Source organism: Mobiluncus mulieris ATCC 35243, assembly GCF_000160615.1.
GTDB lineage: Bacteria > Actinomycetota > Actinomycetes > Actinomycetales > Actinomycetaceae > Mobiluncus > Mobiluncus mulieris.
The window spans coordinates 126,568-148,479 of the sequence record NZ_GG668519.1 but is presented as its reverse complement, the minus strand read 5'-3'; the positions used below and the strand labels follow the sequence as shown (position 1 = coordinate 148,479).

At 57.1% G+C, this 21,912-nt stretch carries 15 protein-coding genes; 9 read left to right on the top strand and 6 right to left on the bottom strand.

From position 1 onward, the window contains the following. Positions 1-68: 68 nt before the first annotated feature. From HMPREF0577_RS05685 to HMPREF0577_RS05675, 3 genes are all read left to right on the top strand, one after another. Positions 69-1,358, top strand: a complete 1,290-nt coding sequence (locus HMPREF0577_RS05685) for an ATP-binding protein (RefSeq protein ID WP_004012778.1) — start codon at positions 69-71, stop codon at positions 1,356-1,358. Then, the gene (locus HMPREF0577_RS05680) at positions 1,355-2,044 is read left to right on the top strand and encodes a LuxR C-terminal-related transcriptional regulator (protein ID WP_004012777.1); all 690 of its coding nucleotides are present in this window, start codon (positions 1,355-1,357) and stop codon (positions 2,042-2,044) included. The genes HMPREF0577_RS05685 and HMPREF0577_RS05680 overlap by 4 nt, the downstream gene beginning before the upstream one ends. Positions 2,045-2,178: 134 nt before the next feature. After that, entirely contained in the window at positions 2,179-4,881 is a 2,703-nt protein-coding gene (locus HMPREF0577_RS05675) for an ATP-dependent helicase (RefSeq protein WP_004012776.1), read from the top strand. 3 nt (positions 4,882-4,884) lie between these two features. Here the strand turns inward: HMPREF0577_RS05675 and ppk2 are convergent, their stop codons facing one another. Further along, entirely contained in the window at positions 4,885-5,820 is a 936-nt protein-coding gene (ppk2, locus tag HMPREF0577_RS05670) for a polyphosphate kinase 2 (RefSeq protein WP_004015140.1), read from the bottom strand. 165 nt (positions 5,821-5,985) lie between these two features. On the opposite strand from ppk2, the gene sucC reads away from it, so the two are divergent. The 5 genes from sucC to HMPREF0577_RS05645 all read left to right on the top strand — a co-directional run bounded on the left by sucC (position 5,986) and on the right by HMPREF0577_RS05645 (position 12,040). Beyond that, positions 5,986-7,146, top strand: a complete 1,161-nt coding sequence (gene sucC / locus HMPREF0577_RS05665) for an ADP-forming succinate--CoA ligase subunit beta (RefSeq protein WP_004012774.1) — start codon at positions 5,986-5,988, stop codon at positions 7,144-7,146. 17 nt (positions 7,147-7,163) lie between these two features. Then, positions 7,164-8,087 carry a succinate--CoA ligase subunit alpha gene (sucD, locus tag HMPREF0577_RS05660; RefSeq protein ID WP_004012773.1) on the top strand — a complete coding sequence of 308 codons (924 nt, stop codon included), beginning with the start codon at positions 7,164-7,166 and terminating at the stop codon, positions 8,085-8,087. 92 nt (positions 8,088-8,179) lie between these two features. Next, positions 8,180-9,616, top strand: a complete 1,437-nt coding sequence (locus HMPREF0577_RS05655) for a cell division protein PerM (protein WP_112664848.1) — start codon at positions 8,180-8,182, stop codon at positions 9,614-9,616. Between the two features lie 73 nt (positions 9,617-9,689). Further along, positions 9,690-11,534 carry a bifunctional phosphoribosylaminoimidazolecarboxamide formyltransferase/inosine monophosphate cyclohydrolase gene (locus HMPREF0577_RS05650; protein WP_004012771.1) on the top strand — a complete coding sequence of 615 codons (1,845 nt, stop codon included), beginning with the start codon at positions 9,690-9,692 and terminating at the stop codon, positions 11,532-11,534. Between the two features lie 29 nt (positions 11,535-11,563). After that, a complete protein-coding gene (locus HMPREF0577_RS05645; RefSeq protein ID WP_036342519.1) occupies positions 11,564-12,040 on the top strand; it encodes a hypothetical protein in 477 nt (158 codons plus the stop codon). 90 nt (positions 12,041-12,130) lie between these two features. Here HMPREF0577_RS05645 and HMPREF0577_RS05640 read toward each other — a convergent pair whose 3' ends face one another. The 5 genes from HMPREF0577_RS05640 to HMPREF0577_RS05620 all read right to left on the bottom strand — a co-directional run bounded on the left by HMPREF0577_RS05640 (position 12,131) and on the right by HMPREF0577_RS05620 (position 19,323). Next, entirely contained in the window at positions 12,131-14,731 is a 2,601-nt protein-coding gene (locus HMPREF0577_RS05640; protein WP_004012769.1) for an FtsX-like permease family protein, read from the bottom strand. After that, positions 14,732-15,631 carry an ABC transporter ATP-binding protein gene (locus HMPREF0577_RS05635; RefSeq protein WP_004012768.1) on the bottom strand — a complete coding sequence of 300 codons (900 nt, stop codon included), beginning with the start codon at positions 15,629-15,631 and terminating at the stop codon, positions 14,732-14,734. A 201-nt stretch (positions 15,632-15,832) separates the two neighbouring features. Then, the gene (locus tag HMPREF0577_RS05630; RefSeq protein WP_248613713.1) at positions 15,833-16,627 is read right to left on the bottom strand and encodes a DeoR/GlpR family DNA-binding transcription regulator; all 795 of its coding nucleotides are present in this window, start codon (positions 16,625-16,627) and stop codon (positions 15,833-15,835) included. A 44-nt stretch (positions 16,628-16,671) separates the two neighbouring features. Further along, a complete protein-coding gene (locus HMPREF0577_RS05625) occupies positions 16,672-17,721 on the bottom strand; it encodes an NAD(P)H-dependent glycerol-3-phosphate dehydrogenase (RefSeq protein WP_004012766.1) in 1,050 nt (349 codons plus the stop codon). A gap of 30 nt (positions 17,722-17,751) precedes the next feature. Continuing rightward, complete coding sequence (locus tag HMPREF0577_RS05620; protein WP_004015132.1) at positions 17,752-19,323, bottom strand: xylulokinase; 1,572 nt, start codon at positions 19,321-19,323, stop codon at positions 17,752-17,754. 279 nt (positions 19,324-19,602) lie between these two features. On the opposite strand from HMPREF0577_RS05620, the gene HMPREF0577_RS05615 reads away from it, so the two are divergent. Next, positions 19,603-21,837, top strand: a complete 2,235-nt coding sequence (locus HMPREF0577_RS05615; protein WP_004012764.1) for an AAA family ATPase — start codon at positions 19,603-19,605, stop codon at positions 21,835-21,837. Positions 21,838-21,912 lie beyond the last annotated feature (75 nt).

Genomic DNA, 21,912 nt, shown 5'->3' with positions numbered 1-21,912 from the left:
CCTGGTTGTACCCTGAGTTATCCCCGAATCCGATTTTTTCGCTCCCAGGCTCGTGGCACACTAAATACATGAGTGAAAAATCCTGGCCGCCAACCGCCAATCCCGCCGCTGGGCAGAGCGCGGCGCGTCTGCCACTGTGCCGCCCCCAAGCGAATGATGGAGCCACCCGCAGTCAAGGAAGGATTTTGGCTGGGGTAGCCGCCGGACTGGCCGCTCATCTGCGGATAAACCCCTGGATAATGCGGGCGATTTTCGTGTTGTCCAGTCCTTTCATAGGAGTGGGAATCCTGCTCTATTTGTGGTTTTGGGTTTTTGTGCCGCCGGGAAACCCTTGGGCGCATCAGGCCTTGCCTGCCGGCGAATCCCGGCTGGCCGAGCCGCTACGCCTGGCTCATTCCACGCGTAAATCCGAGAAAAACCCCTACCTGGCGATTATGCCGGTGGTGCTATTGGCGCTGGGCTTGATTGTTTTAGCGATAGTGGGTGCCTGGGAAGGGCCGGAAGCTTTAACGCGAGGGCGCCCCGCAATGGTGGCGATTTTGGTGATGGGCGGGGTGTCCATGATTTGGGCGGGAGCCTCGAAACAGGACGGTTCGCGCCTGGAACTTTCACGCTTCCTGTTGTTGGCAGGCCCCGGTGTAATCGCCGTGGTACTCGGGGTCATGGTATGGGTCGGTGGCACCCTGTCTTGGAAGGACGCCCTCAAAGGCGGGGCGATGACCTTGGTCGTGATTGCCTTGCTGAGCCTAGCGGGGCTGCCCTTGTGGGCACGGTTTTGGAACGATTTCAAGACCAGCCTAGCGGAACAAACCCGGCAAACCCTGCGCGCCGATATGGCGGCCCATTTGCATGACTCCGTGTTGCAAACTCTGGCATTAATCCGCGCCCGGGCACACAACCCCGCCGAAGTAGCGCAACTGGCTCGCGCCGAGGAACGCCAACTGCGCGCCTGGCTCTATGAAGACCGCCCGGATGTCAGCCAATCCCTGGTGCAGGTTATTAAAGACATAATCGGCGAGATCGAGGATCGCTATGGAGTGGTTTTTGAAACCGTGACAGTGGGGGATGCCCCGCCAGGGGCGTGGTCGGATTCATTAGTGGCAGCCACTCGGGAAGCCTTAAACAACGCCGCGCAACACGCCGCCCCCGCGTTTTCGGTGTATCTTGAAATCGGTGCGGACACCGCCAATTGCTTCGTGCGTGACCATGGGACGGGCTTCCAGGTGGATGATATTCCCGAAGGACACCATGGTGTGAAAGAATCGATTATCGAGCGTCTGGAACGACACGGGGGACACGCCAAAATCCGCAGCAACAAAAACGGCACCGAGGTACAGATGGAAGTGAAACGACAATGAGTCAAAATCCAGAAACGACAGACGGCATCCAGCAGCCGGTGACGGTGTTGGTGATTGACGACCATGGCCTGTTTCGAGCCGGGGTATGTTCTGAGCTGGCTAAGTATCCCCAACAAGTGCAGATAGTGGGGGAAGCGGCCACCGTAGAAGAAGCCATTGCGGCGGTGACCAAGATTAAACCCCAGGTGGCCTTGCTGGATGTGCACCTACCCGGTGGACACGGCGGTGGGGGCGCGGAAGTTGCCGCTGCCCCGGGAAACGAAGCCACCAAGTTCTTGGCACTTTCGGTCTCGGACGCCGCCGAAGACGTGGTGGCGGTAATCCGTGCCGGGGCACGCGGATATGTCACCAAAACCATTTCCACCCCAGACTTGGTTGACTCGATTATTCGGGTGGCCGAGGGGGATGCGGCTTTTTCCCCGCGGCTGGCGGGTTTCGTCCTGGATGCCTTTGGGGCCACTCGTTCCGAGATTGTCGAAACCGACAACGAGCTCGACTCGCTGACCAGCCGCGAATTCGAGGTAATGCGTCTGATAGCTCGCGGTTACGCTTATAAGGAAATTGCCTCGGAGCTGTATATTTCAGTGAAAACTGTGGAAAGTCATGTCTCGGCGGTGCTGCGCAAACTGCAGCTTTCCAACCGCTATGAGCTCTCACGCTGGGCGGCGGAACGCCGAATCAACTGAGTACGGATTCAGGTTTAACGGGGTGGCGAAAACAGTCTAGGATTGATCGGGGAGTTTTAGAAAGGAAATAATGGCATCCGTATTCGCGGTTACATCGGATCAAATTGCAAGCGTTAAACAGGGGGTAAACCGCAGTGAATGACCTATTTTCGGCTTTGTCACTTTCCGGATCCAGGGGGGCTAGCATTCCCAACAGTGCGGCGCTGCCCGGATCCTCCACTCATGAACCCCCACTAAACCCCACTGAAACCGCCCCAAACCTCGAGACCTGGCGAGAGGAAAGAATCACCGCCATCACCAAAGGCTTAAACCCCGCCCAATACCAGGCGGTGACGCATCCGGGCGGGGCACTTTTGGTGATGGCCGGGGCGGGATCGGGGAAAACCCGCGTGCTGACCCGCCGGATTGCCTGGCTGTTGGCCACCGGGCGGGTTCGCCCCTGGGAGATTCTAGCGATTACATTTACCAATAAGGCCGCTGGCGAGATGCGCGAACGCGTGGAAACCCTGGTGGGTAACGCCGCGAAATACATGTGGGTTTCTACGTTCCACTCCTCTTGTGTGCGGATTTTGCGCGCCGAGGCCGAAACCTTGGGTATTACCCGCTCGTTTTCTATCTATGACACGGCCGACACGAAAGCCCTGTTGACCCGGATTATCAAAGGGCGAGGGCTCGACCCGAAACGCTTCACTCCGAAGTCTTTCGCGGCTAGGATATCGAACGCGAAGAACGAATTGGTAGAGCCGGCCACATTTGCCGAGATGGCCGCGCCCGACAAGATTTCACAACTCACGGCCGAGATTTACGCGGAATACCAGCAACTACTTCGACGCGCCAATGCGTTTGACTTTGACGATTTGATTGCCGAAGTGGTCTATCTGTGGCGACGCCACCCCGAAATCCTCGCTAAATACCGTGATAAATTCCGATACGTCCTGGTTGACGAGTACCAGGACACCAATCCGGCGCAATACCAGCTGGTACGTTTGTTGGCTCGCGACCCGTTGGGAGACCCGCGCTTGGACGGGGCGCTGGGGGCACATCCCGGGGCTGGACTGACCGTAGTGGGGGATTCCGACCAGTCGATTTACGCCTTTCGAGGAGCCACCATCCGCAACATCGAGGAATTCGAGCAAGATTTCCCCGGTGCCACCACTGTGTATCTGGAACAAAACTATCGCTCCACCGGGACGATTCTTTCGGTGGCGAACGCGATTATTTCCGAGAATTCCGGGCGACATAAGAAGAACCTGTGGACCGAGGCCGGGGACGGTCCCAAAGCGATTATGTTCGCCGCCGACACCGAACGAGATGAAGCCGCGTTTATTATTCGCGAAATCCGCGATGCCCACACGGCGGGCACCCCTTGGGACGAATTCGCGGTGTTTTACCGTACGAATTCCCAGTCACGCGCCCTGGAAGAAATGCTGACTCGGGAAAACGTGCCCTACCGGGTGGTGGGGGGAACCAAGTTCTATGACCGTAAGGAAATCAAAGATGCCATCGCGTATCTGACAGCGGCGGCGAATCCGGCCGATGACGGAAACCTACTTAGAATCCTCAACGAGCCCAAACGTGGACTCGGGGACGTGGCGCAAACCAAAATCCGCGAGGCCGCACGCCTTTCCGGCACGTCTTTCGGTCAGGCCATGCGCGGGTTTATAACGGGTGGGGTTCATGAGGGGCAACTCTCGGCCAAAGCCACCACCGCGTTGGCGAGCCTAGTGAATCTCTTGGATAACCTGCGGGGCCTGGACGAAGCCGGGGCTCCACTGGATGAAATCCTCGGTACCGCCCTAGAGGACAGCGGCTATCTGCCGAAGCTACGCGCTTCCAATAACCCCCAAGACGATGCGCGGATTGAAAACCTGCTGGAACTACACGCCGTGGCCGAAGAATTTTCTTTGTCGGAACCGGACTCGAGGCTCGCGGATTTCTTGGAAAGAATCTCGCTGGTGGCGGATACGGATCAGCTGCCCGACCAAGGTTCCAAGGAAGTGGCTGCTAAGGAAATGGCGCCTCGTGAACCCGAAACCAACGTAAGCGAAGCATCGGGCGACCACCCCAACCCCGCCCCCGAAACCAAACCCGAGGTCACCTTGATGACGGTACACACCGCGAAAGGACTCGAATTCAACACCGTGTTCGTCACCGGCATGGAAGACGGGCTGTTCCCACACTCCCGTTCCCTCGACGACCCCGAGGCCATCGAAGAGGAACGCCGTTTGGCCTACGTGGCGGTCACCCGAGCCCGTCGGCAGCTGTACCTCACGCGAGCGGCGGCTAGGACGGTATTTGGGGACACCATGAATATGCCGGCCTCGCGGTTTTTGAACGATATTCCGGCGCAGTACGTGGATAATCGGCGGGAACTGACCGACATGGATCTTTATGGCGGTTTGGCTTCGCGCGGTGTTGCTGCGGAGGACAGCTACGGGTACGGGTCGCGTCGCTCCGCCGGCTATGCTTCCGGTTTCACGCCCTCAGGACGTGGTTTGGGCTATGGCGGTTATTCTGGTGGGTTTTCCCGCAAAAAGATTTCCGCCCGCCGGGATGGTCACGATTCCGATACCGCTCGCTTTACGAACTCGATTACCACCGCGCGTTCGCTGCGTGAATCCGGCGAGTCTAGCCAACCCAAGAAAAGCGCTAAACCCAAGGCGGCCGCCGAAATCCCGGCGCTACACGTCGGTCAGCAAGTCCACCACGACATTTACGGGGACGGCAAGGTGCTCGGACTCGAAGGCGAAGGCACGGGCGCTATTGCCCGGGTCAAGTTCAAGACCGGCGCCACCAAGCGTTTGCTGCTCAAGTTTGCGCCGCTCACCCCGCAGTAGTCTTCAGTCTTTGTGGTGCTTTTTCTTCTTTTTCTTTGACTTGCGTTCCGGCTCTACGGGAGTATCCGGCAAGACAAAGGGGGATTCGCCGCGTCGCACCAGGGCGACAACCTCGGCGGCATGGTCGGGCACATACTGCGAAGTCGCCAGGGGTGGGCGCACATAACCGGTGGAAGGTGGGCGGTCGGGCAGTCGAATCGGCGTGCTTTCGTCGGTCATATCCGTATATGGGATGGAACCCAAGAAATGCGAAATCATGTTCAGCCGCGCGGCTTTCTTGGAATCCGAGGGTACATGGTACCACGGGCAGGTTGTCGTATCGGTGTGTACCAGCATCTCATCCTTGGCGCGTGAATAATCCTCCCAGCGACTGATGGATTCCAAATCCATAGGGGAAAGTTTCCACTGGCGCAAGGGGTCGTTCAAGCGACGTTGGAACCGGTCGTATTGTTCCTTGTCTGAGACGCTGAACCAGTATTTGCGCAGGTAGATTCCGTCTTCTACCAGCATTCGTTCAAAGGTGGGGCATTGTTGCATGAACTGTTTGACCTGGCTGGGGGTGGCGAAACCCATGACTTTTTCCACCCCGGCGCGGTTGTACCAAGACCGGTCGAAAATCACGATTTCCCCGGCTGCGGGCAGATGGGAGATATAGCGCTGGAAATACCATTGGGTTTTTTCCCTTTCGGTGGGGGTGGGGAGGGCTACCACGCGAGCCACCCGTGGGGAAAGGTATTCGGTCAGGCGCTTGATTGTGCCACCTTTGCCAGCCGCGTCGCGTCCTTCGAAGATTACGACGATGCGGGCTCCGGTGGTTTTCACCCAGCGCTGCAACTTCGCCAGTTCGGTTTGCAGCCGGTACATCTCGGTTTCGTAAATCTTGTTGGGAACCTTGGTGTAGCGCAGTTCGGGGTCGGTTGCGCTGTGGTCGTGGTTCATGAGTTGCTCCTTTGCATGTTTGGCTAAGCGCTTCCTTTCCAGGATATCCCGAAATATGTCGAGGCATGCGAAAAATCTGTGACAAAATGAAGCAGTTCGACGAGACATGAGTTACACTAAAGGTAATCTCTCGATGTCGAGATAAATACACGAGGAAGGAAAAGCGTGGATCTGTATGAATATCAAGCAAAAGGTCTGTTCGCCAAGAATGGAGTCCCGGTGCAGCGCGGAATCGTTGCCAGTACTCCGGCGGAAGCTTCGGCGGCATACCGGGAGCTGGGTGCCGAGTTGGCGGTGGTGAAAGCCCAGGTGAAGACCGGGGGACGTGGCAAAGCCGGAGGGGTGAAACTGGCTCGCAGCGCGGGCGAGGCCGAAACCATGGCGCAAAATATTTTGGGGATGGACATTAAAGGCCATCCGGTACATCGCGTCCTGATAGCTGAGGGGGTGGATATCGAACGGGAGTTTTACTTCTCTATCCTGCTCGACCGGGCTAACCGCCAAAATCTTGCCATGTGTTCGGTGGAAGGGGGGATGGAAATCGAGCGTTTGGCCAAGGAAAAACCCGAAGCCTTGGCGAAAGTGCCGATTCCCCGCACTGGCATGGACGAAACCTTAGCCACGGAGATTACCCAGCAAGCCGGCTTTGACCCGGAAACCGGATCGAAAGTTGTCCCGGTCATTTTGAAACTGTGGCAGACCTATGTTGACGAGGATGCCACTTTGGTAGAGGTAAACCCCTTGGTGCAAACCCCGGCCGGAGACATTATTGCGCTCGATGCCAAGGTGACCTTGGATGATAATGCCCGCTACCGCCACCCGGAACACTCCGAACTGGTTGACCAAAAAGACGCCGATCAACGCGAGCTAAAAGCCCAAGAAGCCGGGTTGAACTACGTGCGCCTCGATGGGCAAGTCGGGATTGTCGGTAATGGGGCGGGATTGGTTATGTCCACCCTGGATGTGGTGGCCTATGCCGGGGAAAAATACGGTACTCGACCCGCGAACTTCTTAGACATTGGCGGGGGTGCCTCGGCCGAAGTCATGGCTAAAGGCTTGGAAGTAATTCTCACTGACCCGCAAGTAAAATCCTGTTTCGTCAATGTGTTTGGGGGCATTACCGCCTGTGATGAAGTCGCGAAAGGCATTCTGGGTGCCTTAGAGATTTTGGGGGACAGTGCCAATAAGCCCCTCGTGGTACGCCTGGATGGCAACAAGGTGAGCGAGGGACGCGACATCCTCGGGACTGCTAACCACCCGCTGATTACCATGGTGCAAACCATGGACGAAGCGGCCGACAAAGCCGCCGAACTGGCCGCAAAGTAAGGGAAAGGGGAACGTAAATGTCGATTTTTCTAAACGAAAACTCCAAGATTATTGTCCAGGGCATGACCGGCTCAGAGGGGCGTAAACACACCACGCGTATGTTGGCTTATGGCACCAAGATTGTGGCGGGCACAAACCCTAAAAAAGCCGGCACCAGTATCGATTTCGATATCACCCCCTATGGGCCACTGGCTGAGCAGCTCCAGGGCGGTACCGTTAGCATCCCAGTTTATGGCACTGTAGCCGAAGCAAAGGCCGCGACCGGTGCGAATACCTCGGTAATCTTCGTGCCCCCAGTTGCCGCCAAGGGGGCGATTCTTGAAGCCGTGGATGCGGGACTGGATTTGGTGGTGGTCATCACCGAGCATATTCCGGTACAAGACGCGAACTTCGCCTTGGCCTATGCCCGGGAACGCGGGGTGCGGGTTATCGGGCCGAACTGTCCGGGAATTATCAGTCCCGGTAAGTCAAATGTGGGAATTACCCCCGGGGATATCACCCCGCGCGGGCATCTCGGTTTGGTGTCGAAATCTGGAACCTTGACCTACCAGATGATGTATGAACTGCGCGATTTGGGCTTTACCACCTGTATCGGGATTGGCGGCGACCCGATTATCGGTACCACGCATATTGACGCGCTCGCGGCCTTCGAGCAAGATCCGGAAACCAAGCTAATTGTGATGATTGGTGAAATCGGGGGAGATGCCGAGGAACGCGCGGCCACCTACATCAAGGAACACGTCACCAAGCCGGTGGTGGCCTACGTGGCGGGTTTCACCGCCCCGGAAGGCAAAACCATGGGACATGCCGGAGCGATTGTTTCGGGCTCTTCGGGGACAGCTGCGGCCAAAAAGGAAGCCCTAGAGGCGGTAGGGGTAAAGGTGGGTAAAACCCCTTCGGAAACCGCGCGGATTGCCCGCGAAATCATGAGCGCCCGTTAGCACTTCCTAACTTGCTCCAGCATACGCGGTTTTTAGCCGTTTTTGCGTGCCCTGCCAACTCCGGCGGGGCACGAGCCTTTATACTGGTAAAGATGGACATTAACGGGGGGAAACGTCGTCGGAAAGACACTCGTGATTTCCCGACTGTGCCCTCGCGGGGTTCGAAACGACCGGGCAGAATCAGCTCGCGAGGCGACTCGAGGCGTGCCTCTAACCTGGTTATCGGGGAGGATATTCCTTCCGATTCAAGCGGTTCAAATACGGCAGACAGCCAAACTCGCCTTTCTGCACCTGGCATATCGACCTCAATCCGCCAATGGCGTGTTTTATTTACTAAACCCGCTCGCCACGAACTTTTCCCCGCCGGAACCTGGCGTGCTTTATGGCTGGGCTTTCAGTCCTGGCTGGTTTTCTGGGCGCTGCTGGTGATGTTGGCGGTGGTTTCCTGGGTGCTCACCGCCAGTCAGCCGGCTATGGCGGCCACTACTTGGCGCGATGCTATGATGGTAGGAAATGGGGCTTTCGCTATGAGCTTCGGCGCTACTTTCACCGCTACCACCCTAAAGTTCTCGCTGGTGCCTTGGGGCTTAACCTGTCTGGTGGGGGTGTTGCTGACGGTCTCGCTGCGTGCCGCGAAACCGGCTAGTCCGTGGGCTTTACTGTGGGGGTTGTTGGCTTTCGTTTTGCCCGCCGGACTGTGTCTGGGGTGGGCTAGAACCCACTTGAGTGTGTGGACGGCTTTCGTGACGCTGGGAATTTTCGCGCTGGTGGTGTTCCTGGCGGTGGCACGCCGCTTGTCGTGGTGGAATTTGGGGGAGGTATTTCCTGGCGGTGAACCGTGGCCGTGGTTGGTGTTGACCGGGCGCCTGGTACGAGTCCTGAGTCGAATAACGCTGGGAGTTTCCGCTCTCGCATTGCTGGCTGGAGTCGTCTGCGGGTGGGGGGACATGACCCGTATTTGGGTCAGTCTGCATCCGGATTGGGTCGGTTCGGTGGCGCTGGCCTTCGGGGTTTTGGCGTATCTACCGACCTTGCTGGGGTGGACGGCGAGTTGGCTGGTGGGTTCGGGCTTCACGGTGGGTCAAAATACGGTGTTCTCGCCCGGTCAGGTTATCAGCGGCGATTTACCGCCGGTGCCGTTCCTCGCGTGGCTACCGCATACTCCTGTGGGCTGGTGGCCCGTCGCGATTCCGGTTATCGCGGGGATTCTTGGGGGGCTACTCATGAGTCGGCGTCATGAGGTGCCATTGAGCGACACGATGTTGTCTCTGGCTTTGATGCTGGCCATATTACTGGGGGGCGGGTTCGTAATAATTTCGGCGGTCAGCGGCAGTCTCGGGCCGGGTCGGCTCATTGCGGTTGGCCCCACTCCGGCCACGCTTTATGCGGGGGTGATTGCCTGGGGGGTACCTTTCGGTGCTACGCTGGTTTTGGCGCATCGACGCGTCGCGGTGGCAGCCACCCGGTTTTCCTACAAAATAACGGGAAAGAATGTGGATGCGCTGCCCACCACTGAACTGAACATGTGAAAACTTACCATCGGGTAAAATGTGGTGTGTAATTGTTTAAATATCGAGCAAAACTCAAAAAGGAAGGCGAACCGTGAACGAATCAATCGAACGTGATAGTGCCACCCAAGTCCCGATTAAGCGGGCTCTGATTAGTGTCTGGGATAAAACCGGACTCGAAGAACTCGCGAAAGAACTGGTGGCTGCCGGCGTCGAGATTCTCTCTACCGGATCTACAGCGGCGAAAATTGCCGCAGCGGGACTGCCCGTCACCCCGGTCGAAGCTGTAACCGGGTTCCAGGAATGCTTCGAGGGGCGTGTCAAAACGCTGCATCCCAAAATCCATGGCGGGATTTTGGCCGATCGGCGCAAAACTGAACATGTGGCACAGATGAAGAAGCTGGGCATCGAACCCATTGACCTGGTGGTTTGTAATCTGTATCCCTTCGCCCAAACGGTGGCATCCGGAGCAAGTTTTGAAGAATGCGTGGAACAGATTGATATTGGCGGCCCGGCGATGGTGCGGGCGGCCGGCAAGAACCACGCTTCGGTGGCGGTGGTGACTTCCCCGGCAATCTACGAGAAAGTGATAGATGCCGCGAAGAACGGAGGTTTTGACCTGAGGGAACGGCGGATTCTCGCGGCGGAAGCCTTCGCGCATACCTCTGAGTATGACGCGGCGGTGGCCTCGTGGTTTGACGAACAACTGACGCGTTTCGCTCTGGAAGCCATGGGCATCGACCCTGATGACGACCAAGAACCCGAGGATTCCCCCCTGCCAGAGTGGCTGGAAATGTCTGGTGACCAGGTGAAAACCCTGCGTTACGGGGAAAACCCCCACCAAGCGGCCGCTTTGTACGTGGATATGAATCAGCTCACCACCGAGTTGGCGGATAATTCGGATGACTGTCCTTGTCCGGAATGTGCCCCGCACCCTGACCTGGATGATATCGAGGAATGCGATCGAGTCGGTGCCGACCCGCAAGCAGCGCCACTTCCGGGGATTGCCTATGCGATTCAGCTGCACGGCAAGGAAATGTCTTACAACAACTACTCCGATGGGGATGCGGCGATTCGCGCGGCCTATGACCACAAAGAACCGTGCGTGGCGATTATTAAACACTGCAACCCTTGCGGAATAGCCATCGGTAAGGATGTAGTCGAGGCGCACCGCAAAGCCCATGCCTGCGACCCGGTTTCGGCCTTCGGTGGGGTTATCGCGGTGAATCGTCCGGTCAGCGTCGAACTGGCTGAACAGATTGTTCCGATTTTCACCGAGGTGGTTTTGGCTCCTTCCTTCGAGCCGGGAGCTGTAAAAGTCTTGGCGCGCAAAAAGAATATGCGGGTACTGCGAGTGACTCCGCCGGTGCGTGGCTCGCTAGAGATACACCAAATCAGTGGCGGCTACCTTGCCCAACAACGCGACGACGTGGATGCGCCGGGGGACTCTCGCGAAGGCTGGACCAAGATGTGTGGCCCGGACGTAGACGAAGCGACGATGCAGGATTTGGAGTTCGCCTGGAAAACTATTCGTGCCACCAAGTCTAATGCGATTCTGCTGGTTAAAAACGGTGCCACCGTGGGGGTCGGTATGGGGCAGGTTAACCGAGTGGATTCCTGCCGCCTGGCGGTGGAACGCGCCAATACCTTGGGGGGACGCGAAACCGGGGATGCGGCTGCGGGACAGCAAACCGATGTGGCCGGTGGGGCTCGCGCCGAGGACTTGGTAGTGGCTAATGCCCCGCAGCGGGCTCGCGGAGCCGTGGCCGCTTCGGATGCATTCTTTCCGTTCGCGGACGGACCGCAGCTTCTGATTGACGCGGGTGTGAAAGCCATCGTCCAACCCGGTGGTTCGATTCGTGATGATGAAACCATCGCGGCTTGCGAGGCGGCCGGAATCACCATGTACTCTACCGGGGTGCGTCACTTCTTCCACTAGGTATAGAGTTCATGAGGTGCTAGTCGGAATTGCAGGCGAAAACTGACAAACAAAGTGGAACCGGGGGAGTACTTCCCCCGGTTCCACCGGCATCCCTAAATCCCGGGGAGCCGCCAATCCTCCCGGATTGCAAGCCACCGATACCCGCAGACTCCATCGTCTTGCCGATAACCCCGAAAACCTGGCGCAGCCTGGATTCGGTGCCTGAGCCACAACCCCAGGTGACACCTCATGAAGACACCCCCCACCCCTTCGATGCCCACGCCCACTGGCAAGTGTGGGTGTTAGGCTTGGGCATCATCGCGGTGTTTGCGGCTGCGGTCGCGGGTTGGTGGCAAATTGCCAGCGGAGGACTGGTGGTGTTGATGCTGCTGGTAGTGTCCTGGCGGATTAGTAATCGCCGCTCCTGGATTCGGGCGCGTGGCACGGTGTTTGACGTGACGGTGTTGATTCTAGCCGGCGGATTGATTGCAACGCTAGTGGTGTACTTGACGCTCAGCCACTAGGGAAGGGCGATTTTAGAAATATACGGCTTAAACCCGGATGGCACCTCGTGAAACGTGAACCGTTTCACGAGGTGCCACTGCAATTCCGGCTTAGTCGTGTGCCAAAGCCTCTACGGGACTGACTTTCGCGGCACTGCGGGCCGGCCACACCGAGGCCAGCACTGCCACCACCAAAACCACAGCGACCGCACCCCAAGCCAGTCCAGGAACCACCAGTACCAGCGGGGCGTCGTCCTCGAACCCAATGGGCAGGGCATAAATCCCGGCCACAGCGTAACCTATCCCGGCCAACAGACCGATAACGACCCCACCGACACCCAGCAGGAATGCCTCGAAGGTCAACATCAGCCGCATCATCGACCGGGTCAGACCCAGGGCGCGCAGCAAACCGTTTTCGCGCCGCCGCTCTAACACGGACAAGCCCAGCGTGTTTGCCACCCCCACCAGGGACACCACCACCGATACTCCCAGCATCGCTACGGCACCCCACATGATGGCCTGCAACATCTCGGTGAACATGACGCGCATAAAAGCCTCACTTTCCAGTCGCAACTCGGGGTTTAGCGCCATCAGGTCGCTGGCGATTTGCTCCACCTCGGCAGAAGTTATGCCGTCCTTGATTTTGGCGTAAAACGCCTGAGTATAGGGTAGATTATCCGCGCTACGCAGTTTCGCGAGGTCAGCGGGATGCAGTTGTACAAAACTCAAGTTGCCACTTAGGGTTTTGAATTTGAGGGTCTTGTCCCCGCAGGTCACGGTGACGGTTTTACCCACCAGGTGTTTATCGAGATTGGGGATTACAATCTGACCCGGTTGCGGGTGGGTCAAGGGAGCGCGAGAAATATCGTCCGCCGCCACGTCTTCGGCCAGGAGCACTGTGGTGTTCGGCTCATAGGGGAAATAGTATTTATCGCTTGGCTTATTCAAGGTAACCTGGCCTTTCAAGGCCGGAACCGGCGCGACTTTCTCGATGTTTTTCACTTGCTCGGCGCGAGCGATAGTGTCCTCGGTCAAGGGAGCATCCACGGAATACAGCGTGAAATCCAGGGGTTTCTTGGTATTTATTGTGTATTGGGCGGTGGCTTCCATCGAGGCGGCTCCGGTGAGCATCATCACCACCAGGGTTACCCCCAAGGTCAGCGCCGCGCCGGTGGCGCCGGTGCGGCGAGGATTGCGCCGGGTATTTTCCGCTGCGAGCCGCCAAATCATAGCGTTTTTGGGGGAAAGCCGCCCCAAAGCGGCGGTGAGATAGGGCAGTACCACAGCGGTGAGCAACAGCAGGCCGAGAAACGACAGCGCCCCACTAAACATAGCCAGTAGGAAAAACATTGTGGCCGCCGAATTATTGAAAGTGTCGCTGGTCTCGCCGGGATGCATGAGGTGATAGGACTGCATCGTGGCCCACACCATGATTGCCGTGCCGGCCAGGAACAGGAACGCGCCACAGCCGGTTTTCACAATTCGGCGTTTTTGCACCACCGCATAGGGGTCTTCCTCGGCCAAAGCCTGCATCGGGGTGACCTTAGAGACTTGGCGTGCCGGGGCGTATCCGGCCAAAACTGAAATAATCAGGCCACTGAGGAAACAGGCTAGGAGCATTGGCCAGTCAATCACCCCGAAAGATTCGCCCCAGGTGCGAGTCAGGTCACTTTCGTGGTTTATTATCCCGGTGGCAAGGGTGCCGATGCCTATCCCCAACAGCGAGGAAATCGCTCCGACCAGCAGGGTTTCTTTCAAAAATAGACGACGCAGCTGTCCTTTGGTGGCTCCGACCGCGCGTAGCAGGGCGAGGGTGCGGCGCCGCCGTGTCAGCAGCACACTGTAGGTAACCGACACCACGATAATCGCGGTTACCCCGGCCAAGAGCGGGAACACCAACAGAATCACCAGCAGCCCGTTTCCGCCAATCATGCGATCTACCTGGTCAGAGAGATATTGGTTAAAGGTGGCGACATCGATTGCTTCGGTGGCGTGGTGTTTTGCGAGGAGATTGCGGATTTCGTTTAATGCTTGCGCCTGGGAAGCGCCGCCGCCCAGTTCTCCGTTCGGGGAGGCCACGAGCAGCAAATTGCTGATTGGATTTTTCCCTTGCCACTCTTGCAGTCGCGCACTGGTGACATAAGAGGTCGGGAAAGCCCCCGGTAAAGCCTTGTAAATCCCCGCCACCGTGAAGTTTTGGGTCACGGTTTGCTCTGTTTTCGGGTCATAAGTTTCCACGTTTACCTGGTCTTGAATCCCAACTCCCAGGGTTTTCGCAATCGAAGCATCCAAGCCGATTTCTGTGTCAGCTTTGGGGCGAGTGCCTTTGGCTAGTTCGCCGGAATCAAAGCGTGGCTGGGCTAATCCCAGCACCTCGCTGTGGTTGGAATGGTTTTGCTTGCTGATTTGTGCGGCAAAACGGGAGCGGGTGAGGATTTCCCACTCCCGGTGAGCGACAGACAAATCCTTAGCCACCAGGTCGAGGGGGCCGGGTTGGCCTTCCTTTACGTCCACAGAGCTATTGGGTTTAATACTGGCCACGATTTCGGCACCGGTCACATTGTGTGCCAGATTGTGCGCCATTTTCACTTTCATGCCGCCCGCGAGTCCCAGGCAGGTCAGCAAAAATGCTACTGCCAGGGCAATCGCCAGGGCGGTGGCCACGTAACTGGACTTCGCGGCTCGTAAATTCGCTGAGAGTAATCCGCGCATTTAGGCCACCTGCGCAATCTGGTCAGCACTGGGATGGGCGAGGTCGTGGACAATCTGGCCGTCTTTAACCACCAGCACCCGGTCGCCAATCGCCGCCGCTCGCCGGTCATGAGTCACCATCACCACGGTTTGCCCAAAGTCCTTTACGGCCTTGCCCAGCAGTCCCAAAACCTCCGCTGAGGAAACCGAATCCAAGTTACCCGTCGGCTCGTCGGCCACCAAGATTGCCGGTCGCGACAACAAGGCTCGCGCCACCGCCACGCGCTGCACCTGACCCCCGGAGAGCTCCCAGGGCTTGTGGCGCAGGCGCTGACCAAGATTCAAGGATTCGACAATAGCCTGGAACCAATCTGGGTCAACAGTTTTCCCGGCCAGACGCAGCGGCAGCTCGATATTTGCCCGCGCATCTAAGGTGGGCACCAGGTTAAAAGACTGGAACACGAAGCCAATCTGTTCGCGACGCCACTTCGTCAGTGGCTTGTCCGGCAAGCGTGTAATCTCGGTACCACCCACGGTAATAGTGCCGGAAGTAACCGCATCCAGCCCGGCTAAAACGTGCAGCAGCGTGGATTTACCCGACCCGGATGGTCCCATAATCACGGTGCATTCTTGGGCACGAATCCCCAGGTTCACGTGGTTCAACGCTGTGACGGCGTTTTGGCCCTTCCCATACACCTTGGTTACATCGGCCAGGGTCGCAATAGCGGAGCGGGGCGTTTCGGTCACATCGGGAGTTGGCACGGGCGCGGCGAATCCCGAAGGGCTAGCGTTGCTTGCCCCGAGCCCTGCTGGGTCGCCGATTGAGTTGCCGGCTGGGTTAGCGACGGGGCTGACTGGTGCGGTTGCGTTTAGGGGCGCGAAGCCGTTTTCATGAGGTGTTTGCGGGGTGGAAGCGTTCATTGGTAATTACTCCTTCGTTCGAATCAAGTAATTCCAGACTAAGCGCGCCGCATCGCGGCGCGCTATCGGGGACACCCCTGAAAAAACCCTAGGCATCCCTGAAACAAGGGACTGGCATGGTTTCCGATTGACGCTCAAAATCGGGGATGGCACCTCATGAAGCCGCCAAGATGGACACACGCAACCGACTGCGGCGAACCGCTACACAACATCCACCTGCAGGCCAGATTTCCGCATGGCCGCCACGATTTCCGGGGGAGTTTGTGCATCGGTGATAACAATGTCAAAGTCGGTCAAAGAGCCAATCTTGTAGAGCGCGGCTCGAGAGAACTTAGAGCAATCTGCCACTAGAATACGCTGGCGTGCGGCCGCAATCATCTGGCGTTTAGTGCGCGCTACGTTCTCTTGGGGGTGATAACAATACCCGTCGGTGATAGCGGAAACCGACATTATTAGCCAATCCACCTGCAACCGAGAAATCGAAGCCTCGGTCAACTCCCCGAAATACGCCTCGGCCCAACTCTCGTATTCGCCCCCTAACAGTAATAGCTTTACCCCTTCTTGCAGCCGCAACCTTTGCGCCACAAATTCGGCATTCGTCGCCACGGTAATTGGGCACAAATCCGCTAAATCCGAAATCAGTGGCACTGTAGAGGACGAGTCGTCAACCATAATTGACTGTCCCCGCCGCAGATAGCTACGTGCCCTGTCACTGAGGCGGTGCTTCAAATCCGATTTTGCACCCAGGCGTACCGTTGCAGCGGCCTCACTCAGCGAAGTCTGGGCGGCTTGCACCTCGCCGCGTCGGAGCGTTACCAGCTGCAGATGCTCCAAATCCGCTATATCACGGTAAACCGTCATCGCGGACACCTGGAACATTTGAGCCAAGTCGTCAATGTGACAAGAACCTTCCCGAGTCACGACGGCGACTATTTTTCGTCGCCGTGACTCGGGATCTAGGTTCGTTACCGGCATTGCCACCTCTACAGTTTTCAAAAAGGGAATTACCTTCTAGAAAATACCATAGACAAAATTGACTTTTAAGGTTTCACGGGCAGCACCGCCTGGCCGACCAAGCTCTTGACATCCTCGACTTTACCATCCAAAATCCGTACCACCGCTTGTAGCAATGGTAGTTTTTCAACCAGATTCGGGGCTTTTTGGGACACGAATTTCTGCGCCAAAGCAGCTGCCGGTACGCCTTCGACAGTTTGTTCCAAGCGAGCCATCTCGTCCAGAGCTTCTTGTGGATTCTCTCCGCGTCCCAGGCGTACCCCGTAGAACTTGTTACGTCCTGACAGGCCGGTGACCTCCAAATCTCCCACGCCCGCCAAGCCGAATGCGGTGGATTCCTTGGCACCTAATGCAGCCCCCAACAACGACATCTCACGCACCGCCTGAGAGAAAGTCGCGGCTTTCAGATTGTGATGTGGTACCCCGGTGGCTTCTTGTAAACCGTCAGCAATCCCCAGCGCGATGGCGTAAACATTCTTCATCGGAGCGCAAATCTCTACCCCAACTTCGTCGTCACTAGCTTCGATGGCATAGGTCTGGCTGCGTGCCTGCCGGGCATATCGCAGCGACACCTGTCCATCGCGGCACCCGAAAATCGTGGCGGTAGGTTCACGAGCGGCGCATTCATTGGCTTTCACCGGACCCGCAATCGCCACTATCGGAGGGAGCTGGTCGTAACCTTGTGTGGCAGCGATGCGGCGAATCGCGTCGGGCAGCAGTTGAATCTCGCCGTCTTCTTTGGCACAAAAGCCCTTGGAAGTTAGCCATAGAGCATCAGCCTTGACAATGCCAGGTAGTGCCAATTCGGTGACTTTCGCTACCCCCACCGAGGCGACAGACATGACCACCACATTCGCGCTGTCCAAGGCTTTTTCCAGTTCGTCGCTGCGGTAGAGCTTAACACCTTGCGCCAAGGGCTCGTTGGTACGGGGATGGTTTTTGCCTGCTTTGACCGCGTCTAACAGATGGTCGTCTAGCCAGGTGCCCCACAATCGCACCTCCCATCCGGCATCAATCATCGGGGTGCACAGCGCCGAGCCCATGGCTCCGGCTCCTAAAATCGTTATTGTGGACATCAGTTTTCCTTTCTTTTCATGAGTTGCAATCTATAATTCCGCAGCGGGGGACTTTGGCCTGGTTGAAGGGTATTTCTGAGCCAGTTCATAGAGGCTTTCAAAAGTATCCTTAAGCTTGGGGTACAAAGTGCGTTGTATCTTGGCTACGTCTCGGTATTGTTCGTGTTTATCCATATCGGGCTCAATAGTCTCGCCGTATTGAGCCATGTGCCGTGCCGCGTTGGCGACATCGTTATCGCCATAAACTCCCGTGGAGGCCATGGCTAGTACGGCCGCACCCAAAGCCGAGATTTCATCTTCGAGGCAGATGGTTATCGGCAAAGCCGTAGTGTCAGCCATGATTTGACGCCACAGTTTCGAACGGGTGCCTCCGCCCATGGCTCGCAGTGAGGTAATCTTGGTACCGGTGCCGCGCTCCAGTGAGTCCAGGTTGAAGCGCATCTCGAAACCGATGGATTCCAAAATCGAGCGGTACATATGTGCGCGGGAGTGCGTGCCGCGCCATCCCACGACAGCTCCACGTGCCACCGAGTCCCAATACGGGGATTGCACCGCATTCCAATACGGTAAGGTGACCAAGCCTTCGCAGCCGGGTGGAATTTTCGCGGCGGCTTCGTCGAGAGCGGGGTCAGGTTCACCCAACAGTTTCGGATCACCCAGGGTTTCACGGAACCAACCCGCCAAGTAGGAGCCGGAAGACTGTAGCACTTCGAAGACGTAGTTGTCGGGGATGCCCGATACGTGAGTGCGGAAGACTTTGTCGTACTTGTAAATCGGGGATTCTACGCCGGCGTTTACCGCCGTGCCCAGGTTCAGGAATCCGACATCGGGAGTGACCGCCGCTGCGCCGATGCCGGCGGCCTGTCCATCGCCCAAGCCGGCGATGATGGGTACAGGTTTGATGCCCCATTCTTCGGCCAGCTCACGTTTGAGGGTTCCCATTTCATGAGATGGAACCACCAAATCAGGCATTTGTTCGCGTTTCACCCCGGCGATTTCCAACAATTCCGGTGCCCAGTCGCGTTTTTGAATGTCAAACAGTCCCAGGGAATCGGCTGCGGCTTGGGAGGACACGGGCTTTCCGGTCAGCTGCCAGGCAATGTATCCGTGTACGTCCATTACCTTGTAAGCATTCTGGAAGATTTCGGGTTCGTGCTCTTTGACCCAGGCCATCTTGTAGATTCCCGGGGTCACTCCGGCAGGTTTGCCTGATAGCTCGTGGATGTGGTCGTTACCGTAGCGTCGGATTTGTTCGGTGGCACGCCCGTCTAGCCACAAAATTCCGTTGCGAAGCGGCTGTCCATTCTTGTCAAAGGGGGCAAAAGTTTCGCGTTGGTGGGTTAATCCGATAGCTGCTACGCGTTCGCGTTGCGCCGGGCTGAGCTGGCTGGTTACCTGTGCCAACACTGCACGGCTGGTTTCCCACCATCGAATTGGGTTGTGCTCATAGTAATCCATGGCGGGGGTGTGGAGTTGGATGTTTTCCTTGGCGGTGTACCAGACGTTTCCAGCCGCATCCACCACTATCGCCTTGGTGGAGGTGGTGGAAGAATCCAGAGCCAGTACCAAGGGGCCGTCTGTTAGATGCTTTTTTTCACTCATATTTTTCCTCTTCTCGTCGTTGAAAAGCAATCGATTTATAGGGGGAGTCGTGCCGGTTTTGACGCGGCTAACAGCCAGTGTATCACAACTTAACGATTTTTTTGTGAAAAATAACAGAAAACATGTTAGGTCAGGTTCGATGGACCCATAAGCACTTTGTTAATATATAAGGCTGGGTGAAACCCAGGTCACAGGCTTATCTCGATGTCGAGATATCGGAAATGTGGTCTGATGTGTCCATGACTCCACCACGGTCACGCGAAACATATAATTTGGTACATGGCTCTTACTATTACCGAGGACTTCGCTCGGGCGTTAGACTGCCTGGATCGAGGGGAAAACCTGTTCCTAACCGGCAAGGCGGGAACGGGGAAATCGACTTTGATTCGCCACTTCATGGCGACTCATGAAAAGCGACGTACCGTTGTCGCGGCACCAACCGGCGTGGCGGCGCTAAACGTCGGCGGATACACCCTGCACCGGCTGTTTTCCTTCGGTCCCAACGTCACCCCGAGTGATGTCGCCAGCGGACGAGCCAAACCCGGAAAATTCGTGAAAACCATCGCAAAACTGGAAACCTTGATTATTGACGAAGCCTCGATGGTGCGAGCCGACCTGTTTGACTCGATAGCCCTGGCCTTGCAACAATACGGCCCACACCCGGGGCGGCCTTTCGGGGGAATCCAACTGGTGCTGGTGGGGGATTTATATCAACTGCCGCCGGTGGTCACCGAAGCGGAAACCGAGTATTTCCAGACGGTATACCACACCCCGTACTTCTTTTCCGCCGAAAACTTCAATCTTGACCTTTTCAACGTGGTGTCCTTGGAGACAGTGTTTCGCCAGATCGGAGACACCGTTTTGGTGGATATCCTCAATGCTATTCGCGAAGGACGGATGACCAAAGGCGTGCAGGCGGCACTAAATGCCCATTTCGACCGGGATTTTGAACCCCCGAAAGACGAATTTTGGCTTACGTTGGCGACGACCAACAATATTGTTAGCGCACGTAATCGCCGTGCTTTGGAATGCCTGGACGGCCAGATTTTTGTGGCCAATGCGGAAATTAGTGGCGAAATAGACCGCAGTGCCCGCGCCACTGAAGAAACCCTGTATTTCAAAATCGGGGCACAAATCATGCTGTTGAACAACGATGCGGCCGGGCGTTGGGTCAACGGGTCAATGGGCGTGATTGTGGATATCGACATTGACCCCGCCGATCCTGGTGGCCTGGGGGGATGCGTCTACGTGCGGTTGCGCAACGGGAATACGGTTGCGGTCGAGCCCTACACTTGGGAGATTACCCGTCCCGAAGTGATTGGTCGCGATATTCAACATCACCTGGTGGGGTCGTTCACCCAGTTTCCCTTCAAACTGGCCTGGGCGGTGACGATTCACAAATCCCAAGGTCAAACCCTGGATCGTGCCGTGATTGACCTGACGGGTGGGACGCGCGCCACGGGGCAACTCTATGTGGCCTTGTCGCGTTGCACCTCGCTGGAAGGCCTGGTGTTACACCGGCGGATTTACGCTAAAGACCTGAAGATTGACCACCGTGTCAGGGAGTTTTTGAGTGGTTCCACTCGTCGCGAAACCACCCGGCTGTGTGCGATAGAAGCCGTGTTGGTGGGACAATCCGACGGATTTGTGCGTCCCATCGAGGTCGCCGTCGCCTTCCCCGACGGATCTGTGACCAGCACCCTGGTGAACCCCACCCGAGATGTGGGGGATTCCGCCGCAGTTTACGGTCTGGGAGCCAGCCAGCTGCAGTCGGCTCCGACCCTGGCACAGGCGTGGCCGTTCTTAGAGGATGCCATCAGCGGCTACGGCTTGGTTTCCAGTGATGCCGAGGCAATGCTGGGGATTTTGGACACCGAGCTGAAACGCAACGGAATGGTCAGTGGTTTGGAAAAAATTGTTACCCCGGCCGATGGTTCCGGTGGTGGGCGGGAGTTTCGCGCCGGGATGCGCGCGGGAGAGCGAGCCCAGTTGACTCTTACGGCGGCGTTGGAGGGCGGCACGACGCAACCAGCGGTGGAATATCAGCCGCTGGAAGTGTCTTATACGGGCTATCAGATGACGGATGATTTGATGATTATGCCTTACGGCGAGGCTGCTGACGTGGCGGCGATGTTGGAAGAAAAATTCGCGGGGCACCCGGTTTGCGTGGAAACCGAGACGGCGCTGGCCGATTTCGAGCGGGCTTACGGGGTGAGTGTGAAACGAGTTCGCGCCGGTGACGCGCCCCCGGCCGCAGCCGTGTTGAGCCCTGGGGTGCGAATATGTTTCACTGGCACGGCGATGCTGGACGGCGTGGTTTATGAACGTGAAGAAATGGAAGAAATCGCGTGGGCTGCCGGGTTCCATCCCGTGAATAATGTCACGAAAACCCGTTGTGACTGCTTGGTGGCCGCTGACGTGGCGACTATGTCTAATAAGGCAAAGAACGCGGCGCGCTGGGGAAAACCCGTAATTAGCGCCGAGGATTTCCTGCATTTTGTAAACGGCAGATAAGTTGCCACAACCCTCCGGATCCGAGTCTGTCACAGAATCCATCATTTAGATTCAAAAATTAACGAATGACACTGG

Excerpts from the sequence above, each read along its gene's own strand:
- HMPREF0577_RS05620 (WP_004015132.1), bottom strand. The coding sequence starts at position 19,323 with ATGAGTGAAAAAAAGCATCTAACAGACGGCCCCTTGGTACTGGCTCTG.
- ppk2 (WP_004015140.1), bottom strand. The coding sequence starts at position 5,820 with ATGAACCACGACCACAGCGCAACCGACCCCGAACTGCGCTACACCAAG.
- HMPREF0577_RS05625 (WP_004012766.1), bottom strand. The coding sequence starts at position 17,721 with ATGTCCACAATAACGATTTTAGGAGCCGGAGCCATGGGCTCGGCGCTG.
- HMPREF0577_RS05685 (WP_004012778.1), top strand. The coding sequence starts at position 69 with ATGAGTGAAAAATCCTGGCCGCCAACCGCCAATCCCGCCGCTGGGCAG.
- HMPREF0577_RS05680 (WP_004012777.1), top strand. The coding sequence starts at position 1,355 with ATGAGTCAAAATCCAGAAACGACAGACGGCATCCAGCAGCCGGTGACG.
- HMPREF0577_RS05615 (WP_004012764.1), top strand. The coding sequence starts at position 19,603 with ATGGCTCTTACTATTACCGAGGACTTCGCTCGGGCGTTAGACTGCCTG.
- HMPREF0577_RS05635 (WP_004012768.1), bottom strand. The coding sequence starts at position 15,631 with ATGAACGCTTCCACCCCGCAAACACCTCATGAAAACGGCTTCGCGCCC.
- HMPREF0577_RS05640 (WP_004012769.1), bottom strand. The coding sequence starts at position 14,731 with ATGCGCGGATTACTCTCAGCGAATTTACGAGCCGCGAAGTCCAGTTAC.
- sucD (WP_004012773.1), top strand. The coding sequence starts at position 7,164 with ATGTCGATTTTTCTAAACGAAAACTCCAAGATTATTGTCCAGGGCATG.
- HMPREF0577_RS05655 (WP_112664848.1), top strand. The coding sequence starts at position 8,180 with ATGGACATTAACGGGGGGAAACGTCGTCGGAAAGACACTCGTGATTTC.